Origin of the sequence: Providencia sp. PROV061, assembly GCF_011045655.1 — a bacterium.
Taxonomy (GTDB): domain Bacteria; phylum Pseudomonadota; class Gammaproteobacteria; order Enterobacterales; family Enterobacteriaceae; genus Providencia; species Providencia hangzhouensis.
Map to the genome: position 1 here is coordinate 1,312,719 of NZ_CP042861.1, position 21,299 is coordinate 1,334,017.

Sequence of the window (21,299 nt, forward strand, 5' to 3'; positions counted from 1 at the left end):
CACGCTGAATTATGGAGTGTTTGTTATGCGACATATTGATGTGATCCGTGACGTGAAGCTAAAAGCGAACGGGCAATGGCAAAACATATTATCTAACCTTGGAGCAGAGGTGCCCCTAAATACGCACACCGCTTGCCCTCATTGTGGGGGTAAAGACCGGTTTAGATTTGATAACAAAGACGGTAACGGTACGTTTATTTGTAATCTGTGCGGTTCTGGTGATGGATTAGATCTCGTTCAACGTGTGTTAGGTGTCAGTGTAACCGAAGCAGCAAAAGAGGTCGCTGGCATGATTGGTATTGATACCCGTTCAGATAATCCACCAGCTTACCGTAGCCATGAGGTAAAAGCGCAACAGGTCGCACTGAGGGCGCAGCAAGCAGAAAAACAAGCTAATGAACAGATAGAGAAGCATAAACGCTTTATTGAACGGTATAACCGTGCTATTGGCAATGTTCAGCTTGGGGAGTCTAACTATCTCAAGGCTAAGGGGCTACATGGTTTTGAAATGGATTTATTACTGGATGGCTCACTGATTATTCCGCTGGTGGATGCTCGAGGCAAAATTACAGGCGCACAGACCATTAAACCTAATGGTGAGAAACGGTTATTAGCCGATAGCATTAAATCAGGGAGTTACTACCAAATTAATGAGCCTGTAGCCGTTACTACGGTGATTATTGCTGAGGGGCTAGCAACCGCAATAACTTGTCATTTAATTCAGCCGGAAGCACTGACAGTGGCAGCCATAGACGCAGGTAATTTAATTCATGTTGCTAAGGCTATGAGAAGTCAATTCCCAACGGCCAATATTATTATTGCAGCGGATAATGACTCACAAAATGACATTAACACAGGAAAAGTTAAAGCGGAGGCAGCAGCGCAAAAAGTGAATGGTCATGTTTCCATTCCCCCTTGTGATGGTGATTGGAATGACTACCTACAATCTAATGGCGAGGAAGCCACAGTAAGCATTTTCAACGCAGGAATATACCAACCAGAGGGGATAGTTGACGTATCAGATAGCGAGGTTATATCGACTGTACCGGCTAAAAATGACCCGATGAAGATCCGTATCGAATCACGAGAAGATGGTGTATTTCTTGTTACCCCAAAAGCAGATAAAGAAACAGGGGAAATCATTCATCATGAACAATGGTTATCTAACCAGATCAAACGTATTACGAAAGGGGTTAATGATTTAGACCAGGAGTATTTAATTATTGAATGGGGTAAGTCTAATATTCAAGCGATCCCCATGGGGGATATTGGCGAGCGTGAGGGTTGGCGCTCTCTGAAAAATGCAGGGTTATTAGTCACCACCAAATCAGGGCTAAGGCAGTCTTTATCTGATTGGTTATTGCGTCAACCGTTTAAAGAGAATTGGAGTATTACCGCTAAATCAGGCTGGTATAAAGGAGCATATATCATGCCTGATGGTTCAGTAATTGGAGAGCCAGAACAGCCAATATTATTTAATGGCCAAAGCGCAGCCGTTACAGCTTACAAAACAAGTGGAACATTGGATAGCTGGCGGAATGATGTTGCACGATTGGCGAACAAAAACAGCTTTGTGATGTTTGCTATTGGGGCAGCATTAGCCGCACCGATGACCAGTATTACACAAGCGGATAGCTTTGGTATTCATCTTTACGCCCAATCCACAGCAGGGAAAAGCACCACCGCAGATATGGCCGTGAGTTTGTACGGTGACCCTGATTTACAGCGTTTAACGTGGTATGGCACTGAATACGGCATGACTAACGAAGCGGTAGCGCACAATGACGGGCTTTTATATCTTGATGAAGTTGGTCAAGGGGCTGACCCTAAACACGTCTATAAATCGGCGTACACGCTATTTAATGGCAAAGGTAAGATCCAAGGCGCAAAAGAGGGCGGTAATCGACAGGTTCAGAGCTGGCGAACGGTCGCCATTAGTACCGGCGAAAAAGACATTGAAACCTTTTTATTAAATTCTGGGGTAAAAGTGAATGCTGGCCAACTAGTGCGGTTACTCAATATTCCAATAGAGCGAGCTACTGAGTTACATGAGTGTGAAACAGGGAAAGAGCACGCTGACTTAATTAAGGTGAATTGTCGTGCTAACTACGGCACGGCAGGGCGCTATTGGATTGAGTACTTATCAAAACACAAAGAAGACGCGAAAGAAGCCTACCGAGCCGCACAGCAACGCTGGGGCAAATTAATTCCCAGTAGTTATGGGGAACAGGTACACCGTGCCAGTGATCGCTTTTCTGCTATAGAGTCAGCGTTATTAATGGGGCGAGTGATTACCGGTTGGGATGAGCAGGATTGTAGGGACGCAGTTCAAGCCGTGTTTAATGTCTGGTTGGCTGAATTTGGTACCGGCAATAAAGAAATTGAGCAGATCACAGAACAGGCTTTAGCGTTCTTAAATACCTATGGAATAAGCCGGTATGCCCCACTACCTTATGACGAACGTGATTTACCTATTCGTGATTTAGCCGGTTATCGAGAACGCAAAGGCAGTCATGATGATGCGCCAATTCTTTTTTATACATTACCGAATGTATTTAGGGCTGAGGTTGCTAAAGGGTTCAATGCCGAAACGTTCGCAGAAGTGTTAGCCACTATGGGAATACTGAAAAAGCCAGCCAAAGGGAAACGCCTACAAGGAAAAACGCCTCGCCTTAAGCATCTAGGGGGAACTCAGCAACGAGCCTACATCATGATGCTAGTTCAGGATGATGATGACGATTGATCGCTTGTTAGAACGATAAATAGTAGTGGTCTCAGTGGTCTCAATAAAGGATATATTTATTAGTAGTATGATATTAAAGAGTTTATTTTTAAATATTGAGACCACTCTGAGACCACTCAAGCCATTTTTGAGACCACTTGAGGCGTTTTTGAGACCACAGAATAAATTGACAGTTTATCTTGCTGGTAGGAATAAAGAACCTGAGACCACTAATATTTAAAAGTGAGACCACTAAAAATAATTCATTTAATCATTATTTATCAAATAGATATGGATTTCATCTGGTTGTAATTTGGAAATTGAGACCACTCTAAATCGGCCAGTGGTCTCAGTAAAAATAATTTAACTGTATAAATACAATTAGTTACGGGAATTGAGACCACTGAGACCACTGAGACCACCACTTTTGTGTATTTATATAAAAATTTTTTCGTGTGTTATTGGAAATCTGACAAGGGGCATAAAATGGAAGAAAAAAGCAGACTGGATAAGGTATTAGGTTGGTTAATGTGGGTTATGTTTGTACTTGGTGGAATTGCCTTACTTGGTTATTCCCACGATGTGGGAGCTATTACTTTTTTTGTTTTAGGTGGCTGGTTTCGGATATTGCAAGAAAGAGGTCTTTTAGTCCGTATTACAACTCACAAAATTTTTATCTGGTTTTTAGGTATATTATTTTCCTGTAGCTATTTTATTGCAGAAAAGTATTTAAATTCTCAATTTCAAATTGAAAGGGAGTATTTGAGTAACTCGCCATGGATAGGAGCTATATTTTTTAGTGTTTTATTAATATTTCTGACATTAGAAATCGTTGTAATAGTATTTTTTCTTTTATCTTTAATTAATAGTAAGTTAGAAATCAAATTTAAAGAAGAAAAGAAACAAGACGTTGGAAGTATTTTATTCACGTTAGTTTGTGCTTTATTTGGAGTAATTCCTTTAATAATAGGCATGTCAGTAATACAGAATAAGGTGTTTATGGTGAGTTTAAGGATTGATTCTTATACAGTCTCAGACTGCGGTTTAGTACAGCCTAGCGTGTCTTATTTAAGGAAAAATGACAGGCAGTGCTATAAGTTTGAACCTTGGTTTGGATTCAGTCAGCCTGTAGTAATTGAAAGTAAAAAAGGCAGTTAGTGTGAATTTTTTGTTCTCTTTCTTTCTGTTATAGGGTTAACCCTTTAAAGAGTCACTGGTACCTTAAAAAATCTATAAACCATTTTGCGCACGCATGTATCGGAATGTATCGGTATTCTGAGCACGAGCGGGAATTAGTGCGCAAAATGCGAATCACGCTAAAGGGAGGTATATCAAGGCTTCACGATGCTTTATGCGCAATTTTAGTGTATAGAAATGTCGAGGCGATAAGCTAATAAACTGCGAACTGCGCAGAGTGCGAATGCTCTCAAAGTCAGTTACGGCAAGGGTTAGAGTGATTCGTGCGCAATTTTGGATGTATAGAAATGCTAAGGTCAACTGCGCATTACCATGATAAACCACGCTTAAAATTGCGCATTGCTCAGAGTGCGAACCTTAATGAAATTCAGTTATAACAATTAGTTACAAGGATATTCTTGTATTTTGATATATAGATTTATTGAGGTGGATTGCGCATCGTGCGCAAAAAGACTGCGCATTGCGAACCAGTCTGCGCAGAGTGCGAACTTCTTAAAAGTCATCTAATACAATGCATTATCATAAATTGTGCGCAGTAACTTGCGCATTACAATGCTAAGATTTGCTAAGGTTTTTTTTAATGTGCGCAAAAAATTGCGCATGATCCCCAAGTTTTACGGGGGTAAATAATATTTTATGTACTGGATAAATCACCATAATAATAAAACAACATCCACTAGCTACGACTAATCGTGTGAAAAAGAAATCTAAAGCGCGGAGTATTTCTATTATTTACGGTGTGGTGATCAAAGCACCAATACAAGGCTAAATAGCTAGAGGTAAAACTATGGTCACAATGACGATTCATCAGGCTGAGAGTGACAAGCATAGTCCGTACCCACTAAAGATAGCGTTATTCGATATTAACGTGCCGGAGCTTATGACCTGCCAGAAAGGAAACAAAGTCACAGTAATATGAGGCTATGAATGGTTTAATGGTTATCAGTTAACAGGAGCGTAGATAGTTAATTATTAAGCTTGTATTGGTCACTTTAGGAGCAGATATGTTTCAAACTGGAGAGCTTAGAGGGAGCATTAAATCCCCTATAGTAAGAAAATCGGCGCGATTTCAGATATGGGAAAGGCTAGATAAAGGCGAGTCATTAGAAAGCATTAAAAAAAATCCCCCACTGATGAAAAATGGAGCAGCTACAAAAGACAGCAATATAGATATAGAGCATTATCAATGGGGCGCTTGGTCTAGATTATAGAGCAATACTAGATATTGCGTTTTATAAATATTAACAAATTGCTTTCTCGTACAATTAAGTCGCTAATTTTTTAGCTAGGCATAAGGATATAATATGCAATTATTTCAGTATGTAAAACTGCTATACCCTGAATTTGAAGTAAGTAAAACAAAGGTTCATTTGGCTAGATGGAATGGTGAAGATAACCCTCTAGATCAATATAGAGAATCTAAGTTTGATGAATGGCAGTCATACCAAGCGAGAAAAAATTTTGAACGTAAATTTGTTATATCCCTTATACAAGCGGGACGCTCAGGAAGGTGGCTTTTTGCTGGTTTGTATATTAGCGATGGATGTAATTCATATGAAAAGAATGGAAAAACAAAGTATAAATATAATTTGGTTAAAGTCAGCTCTACAAGTGAGTATGAAGGGCGCCTATATGTTCATTCGGCATACAAAGCAAGAAACTCTTATCCTGAAGCAAAAACATTATCAGATGATTTAACCATACATGAGATAACACCGCTAAAAATAGGATTCAAGAAATTTCAAAGTTATAAGACAATCGACCTATCGCGAAGCGAACTAGGTAAGATAATTGAAAATGACTTAAGTTCATGGAAATTAGCTTTAAAGTCTGTGAAAGGAATTTATGTTTTAACTGATACAAAAACAGGGCGCCTATATATTGGTAAAGCTGACGGACAAAGTGGGATTTGGGGGCGTTGGTGTCAATATTATGAAAATGGCCATGGCGGAAATAAAGGAATGAAGGAGGTGTTTAATGTTACCAACGAAAAAAGACTCAATGATATAAGATTCGCAATACTTGAAGTACTTGATATTAATTCAAGTGAAAAAGATGTACTTGAAAGAGAATCTTATTGGAAAAAAATATTAGCATCACGAATTACTGGTTATAACTTGAATTAGACTGCATGGAATGTCGACTTTACTTCCAGATAGCTAAACTGTCCCAACAGATTAAAAAGTTTAGTGGCCCCTTAAAAAAATTTTCGGTTGCTAGGATTCCATTTGAAACGGAGTCGTGAAAGACACGGGTAGGGTTATTTATGGTTGGTATTTCGTTATCTGCAATAAAATTTCCATTGATGATATTTTTGCAACGCTGGTAGCTTTGGGAAAATTGAAGCCTGAACCTTTTAATTTTTGAGTCACAAAATAAAAAGGGGGCATAATTGGGGGCATGATACAAAATTGAATGGAATTAAAATGTTTATAATCAATGTGGTATGGCTTTATATTGAATCCTGTAGGACCATTAATTTTCAATCAATTACTATCATTTAAAATTCTCCACTTTTGCTAACTGGGACGTATTTGGGACGCAAGTACCGAAAATCGTGTCTATTTGCTTCGCATGTTCAGTTAAATGATTAGGTGCTAAATGAGCATATCTTCTCACCATATCAACCGATTTCCAGCCGCCCATCTTTTGTAGAACTGAAAGCGGGACGCCAGACTGAATCAACCAATTCGCCCATGTATGCCGCAGATCATGAAATCTGAAATCTTCAATTCCAGCTTTTTTAATCCTGCATACCAAGCGTTATTATCATCAACTTGCTAGGGGTATTGCTGGTTATTGCCTGAAATCTGTATCTATCCTAGTATTTGTTTTCTATACAACTGGAGGGGGATATACGTAATTGGCTTGGGTACTTAATATATTTCTCTATTATATTCGCTATAGCAAAATGCACTATGACTATAACTCCAAATGCCAACATTCCAGGATGATGTTTTATCAATGAAAAATGGAGATTTTCAATGAAACCATGGAATCCTTGGGTTGGGATGACGGTGTTAGCCATAATCATATTTCTAATAACGCATTGCACTTTGACTATGTTCCCAGGCTATGTGCCTCCAACTAATTAACTTTAATTTGCACTTCCGCTAAGCTAACATGACTGAAACTAATTGACGGGATGGTGAGATGAAAGGATACATAGTTGCTAGCTTGTTAATGATTGCCTGCTCTGGTTTTTATGCACATTCTAGTAATGGTATTGACCCATTAGTAGCAGATGGAAAAAGGTCTAATTATGGTGATTGGGATTTTCTTTATGCTGAAAAAATGAACTATGATTTATGTAAGCTATCAGTAGAGGCTATTTATACATCTGGCGCAATCGATCATAAATTGACATCAATAACTCATTTTGAAAACGCGCACACATTAATAACACAGACACCAAAACATGTAGTTAGGATTGATTGCAACGGACATGGTGGAAATATAATGATATTGACCGCTGATTATATTGTTCAATAGTTAATCTAGCATTAAGAGACTCTGAAATTAGTGGCTCGTCACTGGCTGGCAATACTCTAATAATGCCCATGAGATAAAAGTAACCACAATGCAGATAAGTATTGCGATACCTGCAGGACAATTTGGTCCTCTGAATAAATATCAATAAGTTACAGCAAAGAAAATAGAAAGAAAGCTACGAGTACGTAGCTTTGGTGAGTATTTATAGTAATTTAAATAACATTCGTTATTCTAGATAAGCCCCTCAGTGCTACAGCATGAATTACAGGTGAGACGCTTGTACAGCAGTTACCTAATACTGATAATTTATATTTTTTTGCTTGTTCAGAAATAGCAGTAAATAGGACGCAATTTTGAGTCATCATCCCGCATAATTCGATATGGTTAATATTATGGGTTATAAGCAAGTCATTGAGATTTGTTTCATCAAAGGAATTACCATGCTTTTTAGTCACAATCAAATGGCCTGGAGATAAGCTAGTGAGTTTAGAGATAAGTTCACAACCATCTGTTGTTTCATCAAAAAAAACGGCTCCTTGTGGTGATAAGTGTTGAATAAAAATCACAATATCACCAGTTCTTTCATACTCTGAAATTTTATTGGATATATGCTCCAAAGTAGTATCAATATTCCATAAGGGAAACCGACCATCAGAAAGATAGTCATTTTGTGCGTCAATGACAATTAATGCCTTGTCCATAATGCCTCATTAATTTTAGTTAAGTTCTATTTGAATATGAAATAGGACGATAGAAATTACAATAATTTTTGAGTGTTAAATATCAATTATAATCGGCAAGATTACAGCAAGGGTTAAGCCAATAACGGTGAGGTTACGCTAAGGTTTAAAGAGATCACAGTGATCGTTAGTAATAAAAACAATGTGTTGCTGCCTATTGCCATTGGTCACTGAAACGATGACCAATTATCATTATTCTGGTTTTGTGACAAATTAAGCATTATCAATAGATTATATCTACATGCGGTATAATCCCGCATGTGGTCTACTGCAAACTATCTTATTGTGTTTTATCTATTTCATTAATTCTCTTTAAAGCACGAGAGATTACGTTATTAGCGTATTCCATTGAGCTAAGGTAGATAATATTATTTTTATCAAATCCCGTTCTGTTAAATTGAAACCTTAGACCTGGAGTGTAAATGAGCAGTTTTGCATTTTGAGAAATTAATTTTTCTATGTCTGACTCTGTATTATCAGGGTAAACTTCCCAATCTAAGTTAATTTTGTTTATCTTATTTTGTAGGGCTGAAACATAGTTATCAACTGTATAACCCATGGGAACGCTGTTCTTCCAAGTGTAGGGCTTCGGCTATAGATTAAATAAATTTTATTCTTTTCCATTTTGCTCCCTAAGATAAACCCCATATATGAAAATGATTATTATACTCATTAATGTAGGTGTCAATTTTATTGTTACCGTCACTTGTTTAGTTTTAGTTACTTAGATATAGCTACGAGCTTATGACCTGTCAGAAAGAAAACAATGTAATCGCTACAGGCACTATGGATGGTTTAATGGTTATCAGCTAACAGGAGCGCGGATAGCTACCTACCTTTAACTGACCCTCTTTAAGATGACCAGATCATTTGCTCCGAAGTTACCGAGGCAATTTCAAATATATCTATAAAATTTTAGTTACTTGTGTGCTCAATTAATTCATAGTTAATCTACTAACTTGTTGTGCAATGACACACTTATTGAGGCGCAAATATGATTATACGTTGCTATAGTGGCAAAATAAGCGATAACAAAATAGATGAGCTGACCAATTTATTGTATAGATGCGTCCTTGGTGGGGCTAGTGTTGGGTATACTGACGCAAAAGCTCAAATAGAGGATATGAGAAATTATTGGGTTGGTGTTAATCACTCTTTATCAACAAGTAATTTTAAGCTGATCTCAGTAGAGGTAGACAATAAAATTGTTGGTGTCGTTGGGCTTGAGCTATGTATAAAACCAAATGGTAAACATCGAGGGGAAATTTGTAAGTTATTGGTGTTACCTGATTACAGGCGCAAAGGGCTAGCAAGGAGACTAATGCTAGCGGCTGAGCAAATAGCATGGGAAACAGGATTGGCACTTTTAACATTAGATACAAATACTAAAGGAATAACTGTTAGCTTATATAGTTCTCTAGGATGGCAGGTTAGCGGTGAAATCCCTGAGTTTGCTCAATCAGTTAATGGTGACCTTGAATCAACTACCATCATGTTCAAGCTAAAGCCTGAAAATGAAGTTTAAATAAGATTGGTTAATCACTGCCGTCATTTGAAATCGCACTAGTGTTAATTTTACGGTTCCGTTTGAAACGGAGTTGTGGAAAACACGAGTAGGGGGGCTGGTTGGAGTTTCATTATCTGCAATAAAAGCTTTAACTGATGATGTTTTTGCAATGTTGGTGGTTTTGGGAAAATAGAAGCTTAAACCTCTTAATTTTTGAGTCATAAAATAAAAAGGGGGCATAATACGAAATTTAATGAATTTAAAGTATTTATAATCAATTGGTTATGGTTTTATATTGAATCTTGTAGGCCTTTAACCCTTCTTCGTTCAACTGACGTCTAGCTATATCAGTTTCTTAAATGTATTGATTATCATGGAAACGCGACTGTTCATCATGCGCCAGTCAGTTAGTGCAAAAAATCAAAATAGTTCATAAATAATATATGCGATTTGACGTATGTATTATTTATGTGTAATTTAAAGAAAAGATTGAAGAGGTACACATGGAACCATTACAACTGTTTAAAATTTTAGGTGACCAAACAAGGCTCGATATCGTGCTGCTTTTGAAAGCAGCTGGTGAACTGTGTGTGTGTGATATTTATACGGCTTTAAATCTATCGCAACCAAAGACATCTCGGCACTTAGCAATGCTAAGAGAGTCAGGTCTTCTGTTAGATTCAAAGCATGGCAAATGGGTTCACTATCGCTTATCTCCGGCATTACTACCATGGGTAAAAAGCATTATTGATGTCACCTATGCTACAGAGAAAAATAGAGTGTCAGGCTTACTTCAAAGTTTGAATGCAAAAGAGATAAATAATCATTGCTCTTAGTGATTTTTTAACCAAACAAATATGAAAATTCGTATATGTTTATTCAATAAGTATTAAATACATATAGTCGATAAGGCTTATTTTAGAGGAGTAAAAGGTGCACGAAAGCACCTTTTAAATGAGGTTGTTATGTTTATTGCCGCATTCATTTTTATTTTAACGATCACCTTTGTTATTTGGCAGCCCAAAGGACTGGGTATTGGCTGGAGTGCTACAGTCGGGGCTGTATTGGCACTGATCTTTGGTGTGATCAGTTTTCAAGATATCCCGATAGTTTGGAATATTGTGTGGAATGCCACTGCGACATTTGTTGCAGTAATTATTATTAGCCTACTTTTAGATGAAAGTGGTTTCTTCGAATGGGCGGCATTACATGTTGCTAAGTGGGGCGGGGGTAAAGGAAGATTACTATTCAGCTATATCGTGCTACTTGGTGCAACGGTGGCGGCTTTATTTGCCAACGATGGTGCAGCATTGATATTAACGCCCATTGTGATTGCGATGTTATTGGCACTTGGTTTCAACAAAGGTACGACATTGGCATTTGTTATGGCTGCTGGGTTTATCGCAGACACAGCGAGTTTGCCGCTGATTGTTTCGAACCTCGTGAATATCGTTTCTGCGGACTTCTTTAATATTGGATTTACGGAATATGCATCAATTATGGTGCCAGTGGATATTGCAGCAATTATCGCAACGCTCGTGACGTTGCATTGGTTTTTCCGTAAAGATATTCCTAAGCAATATGATGCCACTAAATTGAGTGCACCTGCTTTAGCTATTAAAGACATAACGACGTTTAAAGCAGGTTGGCTTGTATTAGTGTTATTACTTGTTGGTTTTTTTGTCTTAGAGCCTTTAGGTATTCCGATTAGTGCGATTGCCGCTATTGGCGCCTTAATTCTTTGGGTGATTGCGGCCAGAGGCCATACGATTAATACCAAAAAAGTATTACGTGGTGCGCCGTGGCAAATCGTCATTTTTTCCCTAGGTATGTATTTGGTTGTTTATGGTTTAAGAAATGCAGGGCTAACCGATTATCTTTCTGAAACGCTCAATTATCTTGCTGATAAAGGACTATGGGTAGCAACGCTAGGCACTGGATTTATTACGGCATTTTTATCATCCATAATGAATAACATGCCCACGGTATTAATTGGGGCTCTATCCATTGAAGGGAGTGAAGCGACAGGGTTAATTCAACAAGCGATGATTTACGCCAATGTGATTGGTGCAGATTTAGGTCCTAAAATCACCCCAATAGGGAGTTTGGCGACATTGTTATGGCTGCATGTTTTATCACAAAAGAACATGACCATTACATGGGGATATTATTTCAAAGCAGGGATTATCATGACTATCCCTGTACTCATTATCACACTCGTTGCGTTAGTGCTTCGACTTTCACTGTTAAATTAAAGGTAACCCAATGAATGAGATTACCATCTACCATAACCCCAATTGCGGTACTTCGCGCAATACCCTAGCCATGATCCGTAATAGTGGGGTTGAGCCGACGATTATTTATTATCTAGAAACGCCACCAACTAAAGATGTGTTAATAAAACTTATTGCCGATATGAAAATTACGGTAAGGGCATTATTACGAAAAAATGTTGAGCCGTATGAGCAATTAAATTTAGAACAAGATAGCTATACTGATGACCAACTTATTGATTTTATGTTGCAATACCCAATATTGATTAATAGGCCAATTGTCGTCACGCCGTTAGGCGTAAAGTTGTGTCGGCCTTCTGAAGTTGTGTTAGATATTTTTCCTCAACCTCTTACAAGTGATTTTATCAAGGAAGATGGTCAAATAGTGATTAGTAATCACCATGTAAAACACAAAAAAGAATTAGGTTAATTAGTTTAAAATCTAAGAAAGTTGAGTGTTTTATCTATGTAATTAAATAAAACTTGTTCTAGGGAACACAATACAACTAACTATTATTCACGTTAGCTATCGGTTCCCTATTTTCTTGCTAATCATCTCATGGAAATCTAGCGCTGAAGTGGCATAGTGATATATATTTCAATAGCTTGGTTTAAGGTTTTGATTGATCGCATTGTTTGGTTAAATTGTAATATTACTTCATCAGATGTATTACCAGTAAGGAAGTACTCTTCTAGTAATTTACATTCTAATGCGATTTTTTTAGCACCAATAATTTGGCTAGAACCTTCTAAACGATGACAATAATGCGCTAAATTAAGCCAGTCTTGTTTTTCGAATAAGCGTTCTGCTTGTTGTATATCTTCTATATTTTCTTGAAGACTCGTTTGAAGTAATTTATTTAATAACTGTTGGTCATCCTGAGTCAACTGCATTAATGCATCTAAATTAATTAAACTATTTAACATTGGTGGAATGGGCTCTTCTGTATCTTCTTCTATTTGTTGAAGGGTGCAGCGTAATAGCAGGGCTTCAATCTGAGATAGACGTAAAGGTTTAAATAGGCAGTCATCCATACCCGCCTCTATACAGCGTTGGCGTTCTTCTTGCCTTGCATCTGCAGTTAATCCAATAATAATTAGAGTCTGGGGGGATATTTCCCGTAGTTGCCGAGTTAATTCTAACCCATCAATATCAGGCATATTACAATCGGTAATTACGATGTCTATTGCATTTTTCTTCCATAATTCGAGGGCTTGTTTCCCGCTCTTTGCTTCAGTGACATGATGACCAAATCTTGTTAATTGACGTACTAATAGCAGGCGATTTGCAGGATGGTCATCAACGGCAAGTATTCGTAAGCGTTTATTATTTTTTGTGGTCTTATAAAGTGTCGGAAGCGAAACTCTAGTGTTTTTACGATGCTTGACGGGGATATCTATTAAAAATTGAGTGCCATGCCCTAATTGGCTGTATAAGGTAATAGTCCCATTCATCATGGATATAAGTTGCTTACAAATAGCTAAGCCAAGACCTGTTCCTTTATGTTTACTGCTTGATTCAGCTTGGGTATAGGGGGAAAAAATCAATTCTTGTCTGTTCTCTTCAATTCCCATTCCTGTATCAGAAATAATGATCCTTAAAATATTTTCTTCATGGTTTTGGGGGAGATAATTAATGATAACTTCAATAGTTCCTTCTGAAGTAAACTTAATTGCGTTGTTAAGTAGATTGGAAATAACCTGACGTAGTCGAAAAACGTCAATATATATTTCATCAGGATGGATTGCATTAAGATGATAATGTAGAGAAATACCTTTTTGTTTAGCTAATCCTTCAAACAAACGGACAACGGGAGTTGCTAATTCATTACTTTTTACCCACTCAGGAACGAGTTCCAGTTTTCCTGACTCAATTTTTGCCATATCTAAAATATCGCCTATAAGTCCCATCAATGATAATGCGGACTCATACGGTATTTGAATTGATTCTGTTATATCATCTTGCTGATTTTTATTCGTGGCGGCTAATTCTAATAACCCAATAATTGCGCTGATATGGGTACGAATTTCATGGCTCATGATAGCAAGGAAATTGCTTTTTGTTTGGCTTGCATGTTCTGCGCGTTGGCGAGCACTAGAGAGCTCGATAAGGAGCTGTTCATGTTCAGTTATATCTTGCCAACTACATATAAGGCCAGAGATATTGCCTTGATTGTCTCTATATGCGACGGCTTGATGCACTATGACCCTTTCACCCATTCTATTTTTTATTTGATAACGTTTAGGCGGAGAAACTAGCCTATTAGGCTCATCGAAAAGAGAATGCAATTCTTGATAAATTGTCGATAGCGGGTGTTGTTGTGATGTCAATGAAAGTTGTTTTATGTTTTCATTATCAGGGCTGAAAAAACTCTCCCATGCTGAATTACTATTTATTATCGTTCCGCTTTTATCAATGACATAAATAGGAACAGGAGTACCATTATAAAGAGTTTCTAAGAATATAGCCTGTTCTTGTAAGCGTTTTTGTGTATATTTTCTTAATCGAATTTCACGATGTAAATAATAATTCCATATTAAAGAGGTAATAATAAGAATAGTGGCAATGCAAGCTAATGTGTAGAACTCGGTGCGGTATACTGTCCATGTATCCATTTTAACATCTGGTGAGCCTAGCCATTTATTAGTTAATACTGATATATCTCTCGGCGGAATAGATGCAATCGCTTTATCTAATATGCTATATAACTCAGGCTGGTCACGTCCTACGGCAAACGATATATAAGCTGTATCCTCGCTTAATTGTTCGCTGATTTTTAATCGACTACGAAAATATCGGTCAATCATATAGTGAGCGCTGATAAGATTCTCGATGGTACCATCTACTTTTCCTTCATTGACCATTTGCAAAGCAGTATAGGTATCTTTAGCTTCAATTAATTCCACTTGAGGATAGTTCTTTGTTAGCCAGTCGTGAATTGCATTATCAGGGGTAATTGCAAGTTTTGCTGTCTGAGCAATTTTTTTGTGGGCTAATGGCGTGTCTCTAACAATTAAAACAAATGGGGGAAGAACATAAGGACGAGTAAATAGTAATTCTTTATCATTTCTTGAATTTTTTGTAATTGAAGCAATGAAATCCCCTTTATTTTTTTTCAATAAAGCAATCTCATCTTTTTCAGAGCTTGCTTCAATGACTTTAAAATTAATATTTGTTTTGAAATGGATGAGATTAAGTATATCTGCAGAAAGGCCATGAAATTGTTTCTGTGAGTCAAAAAATGTGAAGGGGGCATTTAGTGAATTAATGACGACCTTTAACTCGTTGTGTTGTTTTAGCCAATCTATTTCCTTTTGTGTGAATACCACAGATTGTTTTAGTGCCCATAAATCGGGTTTTGAACTCCAATGATGGAAAATAATATCATGCTGAGCTAATGATATTGAGCTTAAAATGATATCCACAGTACGCTTTAATTGCGCATTTTTAGGATGGAAGAGAAAGACTGGGCCAATATTTTCATTAGAGAAAATCTCAGCAGTGGATAATGTTGTTGCATAGTGGCGTTCAAGTAAAAAATTAGCCACGATCATTCTGCCTAGGAAATAATCATTTTCACCAAATGCGACGGAAGATAACGCATTTTGCGGTAAAGGAAAACGTTCAATTTTAGCATCAGGAAAATATTTTTTGATCCATTCATTGCTTGGATAGCCTTGAACGGTAGCAATACGAGCACCATGAGGTATGAGATGCTTGTTGGACATTGCCGCTTTTCGTGAAATAAGTACAGGATAATCAGGAATATATGGAGCGCTTTTGAGAAAACCATAGCTCTCGTTTCTTTGCCTTTTACCATCATCAGCTAACATATCTATCTTGCCACTGAGCAGGCCCTGTAATGCCATATCTCTATCGGGATAGTAGATGATTTTGAAACGCAAACCTAAGTTACGCATGATGGTCATAATGCTATCTGCAGAAATCCCTTTATAAATTCCTGATTCTAATACTAAATCAAAGGGGGGGTTATTAGGAGCGTAGACACCAATCGCTAATTCTTGTTTTTCTCCTAGCCATCTCCAATCATAATCACTTAATTCAAATTTTGATGGGAGGATTTCAATTTGGCTATAAAGTCTGACTTCATAAGGTTGGAATGCAGAAAATGAGCAAGGAAACAGACCAATAAGCAAGCAAACTATTAGGATTAGGTTACGCATCGATATATTAATCCAAATTATTGCGTTGAATAAAGTCGTATAGCTCTGCAATATTATGAAGATCTAATTTAAGCATTAGTCGTCTTTTATAAGTGCTAACAGTTTTATCGCTGATGCGCATTTGTTGTGCAATGTTAATGCTTTTCATCCCTTTAGCCAGTAAATGTAAGACTTGTAGCTCTTTTGTGGAGAGCTCGGCGATTTTTTGTTTATCATTAAGATGATTACTAGGGGAAGCATCCATTTTATTCAGATTAAGTGGAAAGTAGCCATATCCATTTCTAATCGCATGAATTGCGACATGTAGTTCCGTTAAGTTATTGCGTTTGCTAATAAAACCACTGGCACCGACACTTGCACAGCGACGAATGTAATGGTCATCATCTTTTGCAGATAACACAAGAAGCCCTCCAGTGTAGTTATTTTTACGCAATCGCTGCATGACATCAATCCCATTAAGTGATGGGATATCTATATCTATCATGATTAAGTCGGGAGAGAGAGTTTTGGCAAGTTGGATGGCTTCATGGCCATCAGCGGTTTCCCCTACAATGGTCATGTCATCTTTTTCTAATAGTATTCTTACAGCAAGCCGTGCTACTGGATGGTCATCGACTATCAGTACTGTTTTCATGTTTTTCCCTTTCTGGCTAGTAAATTAAAGCGCGATGAACATAGGTGCAGGTGCCAAATGAAAAATTAATTGTTTTTTTATTAGTTTAATGAGCGTTTGAATTTGCTGCAATGTATATTTTTGTAATATTTATCTGTCATAAATTTAATAATTAACTTACATAAATTGCTTTTTTGTCTTATTACATTTTATGGCTATTCCTCTCAAAATACACCTATGCACTGTGGCTGTGTTCAGATGTCTCTACTGTTTTATGGAAAATACAATAGAGCCTTCAATTCTTAATAATTAGATTAGCCTAAACTAAACCTAGGAGGTGAATGATATAATTTTAATAGATAATGACGATCATGGAAACTAACTTTACGAAACTATGTTTTTCTCTATTTCACTACATAGAGTGTATCTCGCTATTTCTATTTGACAGATTAATAGCATAAGGATTAATAAGTTAATGGATTAAACAGGTACCATAGACATTAATGGGAATTAATGTGGTAGTGACAGCTATAATATATTAATAAATTAAATATTTTAACACTGGGTTATATATTGATTCAGTAAAAAAGGAATTAGAAATGAAAAAGATTATTGCTACTGCTATTTTTGCTGCGCTTTGTGTTGGTCAAGTTGCTAATGCTAAAGACGGTACAGTTAAATTCGTAGGTGATATCGTGACTGCACCATGTGAGGTAGCACAGAACTCTTGGGACCAAACTGTTCAAATGGCTCAAGTTAAAACAGCTACATTCGCAGATGCAGGAGCTAAATCAGCGGATAAGAAATTCCAAATCAGCTTGCTGAATTGTGATGTGGCGCAATTCAAGAATGTAGCTGTTTCATTCGCGGGCCAGGCTAACGGAGATGATGCAACACTTTTAGCACTTGATGGCGGCCAAGGTGCAGCTGAAAACGTTGGTGTGGCAATCTATGACGGTAAAGGTAAAAAATTAGCTTTAGGTACAGCGACTGCTGATACTGCATTACAAGTTGGCTCAAATACTCTTTATTTCTCAGCAGCTTATGTTTCTACTAAGAAAGATGTGAAAGCGGGTTCTGCTAATGCAACAGCAGACTTCAACCTGACATATAAATAATACTGAATTTCCTTCAGGCCACTATGTCGGTGGCCTGCTTTTTGTTCGAAGGGGATGTAATGATTCTTAATAGCCTTTTTATTAATAAGTTAATACTTGTTTTTTTACTCATGTGTTTTAGTTTCTCTATTTATGCTGCTGGTGGTGTCGTTGTCGGTTCCACCCGTGTTGTATTTGATGGCTCAAAGAGAGAAGCTAATCTTAGTTTAAAGAATAACAATGATAAAAGTACTTATTTAATTCAGTCCTGGGTTGAAGATGCATCAGGGAATAATAAGACTCCATTTATTATAACACCGCCACTTTTTAAATTAGACCCGGTTAAAGAAAATATGTTGCGTATTGTGCGTGCTGGTGGAAATTTACCTGAAGATCGCGAATCGGTTTATTATGTCAATGTAAAAGCTATTCCACCCGCTCCAGCTGAAGAAAGTGCTAATACTTTACAACTAGCAATTAAAACTAGAATGAAATTATTCTATAGACCTGCTGGTTTGAAAGGTAACCCAATGGATTCCTATAAGGCTCTGGTATGGAAAAAAGAGGGTGATAGCTTGCGTATAGTTAATAATACGCCTTTTTCTGTAACATTAAGTGAAGTGAAAGTGAATGGTAGTGAAATAGATAAAGTCGACCTTGTCCTGCCAATGAGTAGTACTAGTTATAAACTACCATCAAAAGTAAATATAGGTGCTCAGGTAGTGTTTACAACTATTAATGATTATGGCGGTACTTCTGAATTGCAAAAAGCAATACTTCAATAAACAAGCAAAATATTAAATAGAATAATAACGTTTTAGTGCATTTTATTATTAAATTTTTATGGAAATTTTTGCGCAATATATTTATTAGAGGGAACGAGGGAATGAACAAAACACGATATAGAAAGAATTTTTTGGCCTTCTCTTGCATTACATTGGGAATATTTAGCGCCTATCCTGTTTTAGCCAAAGAATTGTTTAACTCTCAATTTTTAGAAAATATTAATAGTAATAGCGTTGCGGATTTTTCTTTATTATCAAAAGGTGATGTAGACCAATTACCTGGTGAGTATTTGGTTGATATTTATGTTAATGAACAATCAGTAGCGAAACAGAATATAAAATTTAGTACCAGAGAGAATAAAGCAAGCTATTCCTCTGATAGCGTAGCACTTGAGCCTTGTATATCATATGAACAACTACAAGCTTATGGTGTACGTGTTGAAGCCTTTCCACAGTTAGCACAATATGGAAAGGACCCCGTTCAATGCAAGCCATTCTCAGCTTTTGAGAAAATTATCCCTTATGCATCATCTCATTTTGATTTTAATCAGCAGAGATTGTATTTGAGCTTTCCACAAGCATCTTTGACCAATTTAGCAAAGGGAACGATTGACCCGTCAATGTGGGATGAAGGAATCCCTGCTCTACTAACAAATTATAGCTTTACAGGGAGTAACTCGACGAACACAGGCAGTCATATTAGTGATAAGTCAAGTGATAGCTATTTTTTGAGTTTACGTTCTGGGCTTAACGTGGGGGCATGGCGCTTACGTAATTATTCAACATGGAACAGTAGCAATGGTAATAATAGCTGGAGAAATATTAATACCTATCTCCAGCGGTATATTACTCAGTTGAAGTCGCAAATAATTATGGGGGATACCTATACACCTGGCGATATTTTCGACAGTGTACAGATTCGTGGTGCACAAATTGGTACCGATGATGACATGCTAGCAGACAGCCTGAAGGGCTATGCACCTGTGGTACGTGGGATTGCACGTACTAATGCGACGGTGACGATTAAGCAAAACGGATATACCGTTTACCAGAGTTATGTGGCTCCTGGCCCATTTGCTATCACTGATTTGTATCCAACCGCCGCGAGTGGCGACCTTGAAGTAGAAATAAAAGAGTCGGATGGAACAATCCAAAACTTTATTCAACCCTTTGCGAGTGTGCCTGTTTTGCGTCGTCAAGGGCAAATTAAGTACGCATTTTCAGCGGGGCAATATCGTAATGGTCACAGTAGCCAGCGGCCATTTATAACGCAGGGCTCACTTGTTTGGGGGATCCTAAATAGCTTGACCGCTTATGGTGGCCTGCAAGTTGCAGAACGCTACCGTTCTCTGGTGCTAGGGGTTGGTCAGAATATTGGCGATTTTGGTGCATATTCTTTTGATATTACAACAGCTCATAGCGAAGATGTAACACGATATGGTAATGGCTCTACAGGCCAATCTTATCGCTTATTGTATTCTAAATCTTTTGCAAATACGGGAACGGACTTTCGTTTATTAGGGTACCGTTATTCAACAGAAGGGTTTTATACCTTCCAAGAAGCTGTTGAGCGTCGATATCAAGATTGGGATTTTGCAGACGATAGCCGCTATTCTTACCACCGACGCTATCGCCTTGAAGGAACATTAACGCAGCAACTAGGTAAAGATTTAGGGTCTATCTATTTTTCTGCTAACCGACAAGATTTCTGGAAAGGGCAAGGTAAGCAAACTCGATTACAAGTAGGTTATAACAATAACTGGGGCCCTTTAAATTATGGTGTTTCTTATAGTCGAGCGACATATCCAAACCAAAGAGAAACAGACCAAATTTTCAGCTTCAATGGTTCATTTCCACTCTCTGCGTTATTACCTAACACATGGGCGACTTACAATATGGTTAGCCAGCGCCATGGACCCACAACTCACCAAGCGGGGATATCAGGCACATTACTCGATGATAATAACCTCAGTTATAGCGTTCAGGAGAGCTATGGTTCTAAAGGGCAGGGTAACGGTGGTGGAGCCAGTCTTAGCTACCGCGGTGGCTACGGTAATATGAATTTTGGTTATAACTATAGTAAAGATTCTAGGCAGTTAAACTATGGTGTTGAAGGGGGAGTTTTAATTCATGGAGATGGTGTAACACTTTCCCAACCAATTAATGAAACTGCAATATTAGTGAAAGCGGTTGGTGCCAAAAATACCAATATTACAAGTTATACCGGTGTTAAAACAGACTGGCGGGGTTATGCCGTATTACCTTTTGCTCAAGCCTATCGATTTAACCATGTTGAGTTAGATACAAGGACATTAGGCGACAATGTAGAGTTGCAAGAGAGCGCTAAGCGTGTTGTGCCGAGTAAAGGTGCGATTTCCAAGGTTGAATTTATCACGCAAGTTGGTTATCGCGCATTGATCACATTAAAACACAAAAACGGCACAGTGATACCTTTTGGCGCATCCGCACAGCTAGTGCAAAACAATGAAAAAGTAGTGAATAGTTCCATAGTTGGAGAGGGTGGTCAGTTATTTATCAGTGGGTTACCGGAAAGCGGCAAGCTGGAAATTAAATGGGGACGTCAGGCAGCGCAGAGTTGCTTCGTTAATTATCAATTACCTGTGAAACCATCGAGTAAAGATACCGTTGGTATTATCCAGACTCAAGCGGTATGTCAGTAATTGGGAG

16 protein-coding genes and 1 pseudogene are annotated in these 21,299 nt (G+C 37.7%); 12 read left to right on the forward strand and 5 right to left on the reverse strand.

The window, feature by feature from the left end; genetic code table 11:
* Window positions 1-25: 25 nt before the first annotated feature.
* The 4 genes from FVA72_RS05855 (at window position 26) to FVA72_RS05870 (ending at window position 6,045) form a co-directional block, all read left to right on the forward strand.
* On the forward strand, window positions 26-2,743 hold the full coding sequence (locus FVA72_RS05855) for a DUF927 domain-containing protein (protein WP_110592222.1): 2,718 nt from the start codon (window positions 26-28) through the stop codon (window positions 2,741-2,743).
* 465 nt (window positions 2,744-3,208) lie between these two features.
* Complete coding sequence (locus FVA72_RS05860; RefSeq protein ID WP_110592221.1) at window positions 3,209-3,880, forward strand: hypothetical protein; 672 nt, start codon at window positions 3,209-3,211, stop codon at window positions 3,878-3,880.
* Between the two features lie 1,043 nt (window positions 3,881-4,923).
* The gene (locus FVA72_RS21970; RefSeq protein WP_110592220.1) at window positions 4,924-5,130 is read left to right on the forward strand and encodes a hypothetical protein; all 207 of its coding nucleotides are present in this window, start codon (window positions 4,924-4,926) and stop codon (window positions 5,128-5,130) included.
* A 93-nt stretch (window positions 5,131-5,223) separates the two neighbouring features.
* A complete protein-coding gene (locus FVA72_RS05870; protein WP_110592219.1) occupies window positions 5,224-6,045 on the forward strand; it encodes a GIY-YIG nuclease family protein in 822 nt (273 codons plus the stop codon).
* Between the two features lie 370 nt (window positions 6,046-6,415).
* Here the strand turns inward: FVA72_RS05870 and FVA72_RS05875 are convergent.
* Window positions 6,416-6,693 (reverse strand): annotated as a pseudogene (locus FVA72_RS05875) (site-specific integrase); the annotation flags it as partial.
* Between the two features lie 379 nt (window positions 6,694-7,072).
* On the opposite strand from FVA72_RS05875, the gene FVA72_RS05880 reads away from it, so the two are divergent.
* A complete protein-coding gene (locus FVA72_RS05880; protein WP_004262443.1) occupies window positions 7,073-7,411 on the forward strand; it encodes a hypothetical protein in 339 nt (112 codons plus the stop codon).
* A 212-nt stretch (window positions 7,412-7,623) separates the two neighbouring features.
* On the opposite strand, the gene FVA72_RS05885 is transcribed toward FVA72_RS05880, so the two are convergent.
* Both FVA72_RS05885 and FVA72_RS05890 read right to left on the reverse strand, forming a co-directional pair.
* A complete protein-coding gene (locus FVA72_RS05885) occupies window positions 7,624-8,112 on the reverse strand; it encodes an isochorismatase family protein (protein ID WP_004262441.1) in 489 nt (162 codons plus the stop codon).
* 319 nt (window positions 8,113-8,431) lie between these two features.
* Window positions 8,432-8,710 carry a nitrogen fixation protein NifS gene (locus FVA72_RS05890; protein ID WP_110592218.1) on the reverse strand — a complete coding sequence of 93 codons (279 nt, stop codon included), beginning with the start codon at window positions 8,708-8,710 and terminating at the stop codon, window positions 8,432-8,434.
* A gap of 435 nt (window positions 8,711-9,145) precedes the next feature.
* On the opposite strand from FVA72_RS05890, the gene FVA72_RS05895 reads away from it, so the two are divergent.
* From FVA72_RS05895 to arsC, 4 genes are all read left to right on the forward strand, one after another.
* Entirely contained in the window at window positions 9,146-9,676 is a 531-nt protein-coding gene (locus tag FVA72_RS05895) for a GNAT family N-acetyltransferase (protein WP_096863249.1), read from the forward strand.
* Between the two features lie 485 nt (window positions 9,677-10,161).
* Complete coding sequence (locus tag FVA72_RS05900; protein WP_004262433.1) at window positions 10,162-10,494, forward strand: metalloregulator ArsR/SmtB family transcription factor; 333 nt, start codon at window positions 10,162-10,164, stop codon at window positions 10,492-10,494.
* A gap of 129 nt (window positions 10,495-10,623) precedes the next feature.
* Window positions 10,624-11,913 carry an arsenic transporter gene (locus FVA72_RS05905; RefSeq protein WP_110592217.1) on the forward strand — a complete coding sequence of 430 codons (1,290 nt, stop codon included), beginning with the start codon at window positions 10,624-10,626 and terminating at the stop codon, window positions 11,911-11,913.
* A 10-nt stretch (window positions 11,914-11,923) separates the two neighbouring features.
* A complete protein-coding gene (arsC, locus tag FVA72_RS05910; RefSeq protein WP_110592216.1) occupies window positions 11,924-12,361 on the forward strand; it encodes a glutaredoxin-dependent arsenate reductase in 438 nt (145 codons plus the stop codon).
* A gap of 137 nt (window positions 12,362-12,498) precedes the next feature.
* Here the strand turns inward: arsC and FVA72_RS05915 are convergent, their stop codons facing one another.
* Entirely contained in the window at window positions 12,499-16,116 is a 3,618-nt protein-coding gene (locus FVA72_RS05915; protein ID WP_110592215.1) for a response regulator, read from the reverse strand.
* Between the two features lie 7 nt (window positions 16,117-16,123).
* On the reverse strand, window positions 16,124-16,750 hold the full coding sequence (locus FVA72_RS05920; protein WP_004262426.1) for a response regulator: 627 nt from the start codon (window positions 16,748-16,750) through the stop codon (window positions 16,124-16,126).
* 578 nt (window positions 16,751-17,328) lie between these two features.
* Here FVA72_RS05920 and FVA72_RS05925 point away from each other — a divergent pair.
* The 3 genes from FVA72_RS05925 to FVA72_RS05935 all read left to right on the forward strand — a co-directional run bounded on the left by FVA72_RS05925 (window position 17,329) and on the right by FVA72_RS05935 (window position 21,292).
* Entirely contained in the window at window positions 17,329-17,847 is a 519-nt protein-coding gene (locus FVA72_RS05925; protein ID WP_094961292.1) for a fimbrial protein, read from the forward strand.
* Window positions 17,848-17,906: 59 nt separating this feature from the next.
* On the forward strand, window positions 17,907-18,611 hold the full coding sequence (locus tag FVA72_RS05930) for a fimbrial biogenesis chaperone (RefSeq protein ID WP_137018917.1): 705 nt from the start codon (window positions 17,907-17,909) through the stop codon (window positions 18,609-18,611).
* Between the two features lie 101 nt (window positions 18,612-18,712).
* Window positions 18,713-21,292, forward strand: a complete 2,580-nt coding sequence (locus tag FVA72_RS05935; RefSeq protein WP_110592213.1) for a fimbria/pilus outer membrane usher protein — start codon at window positions 18,713-18,715, stop codon at window positions 21,290-21,292.
* Window positions 21,293-21,299 lie beyond the last annotated feature (7 nt).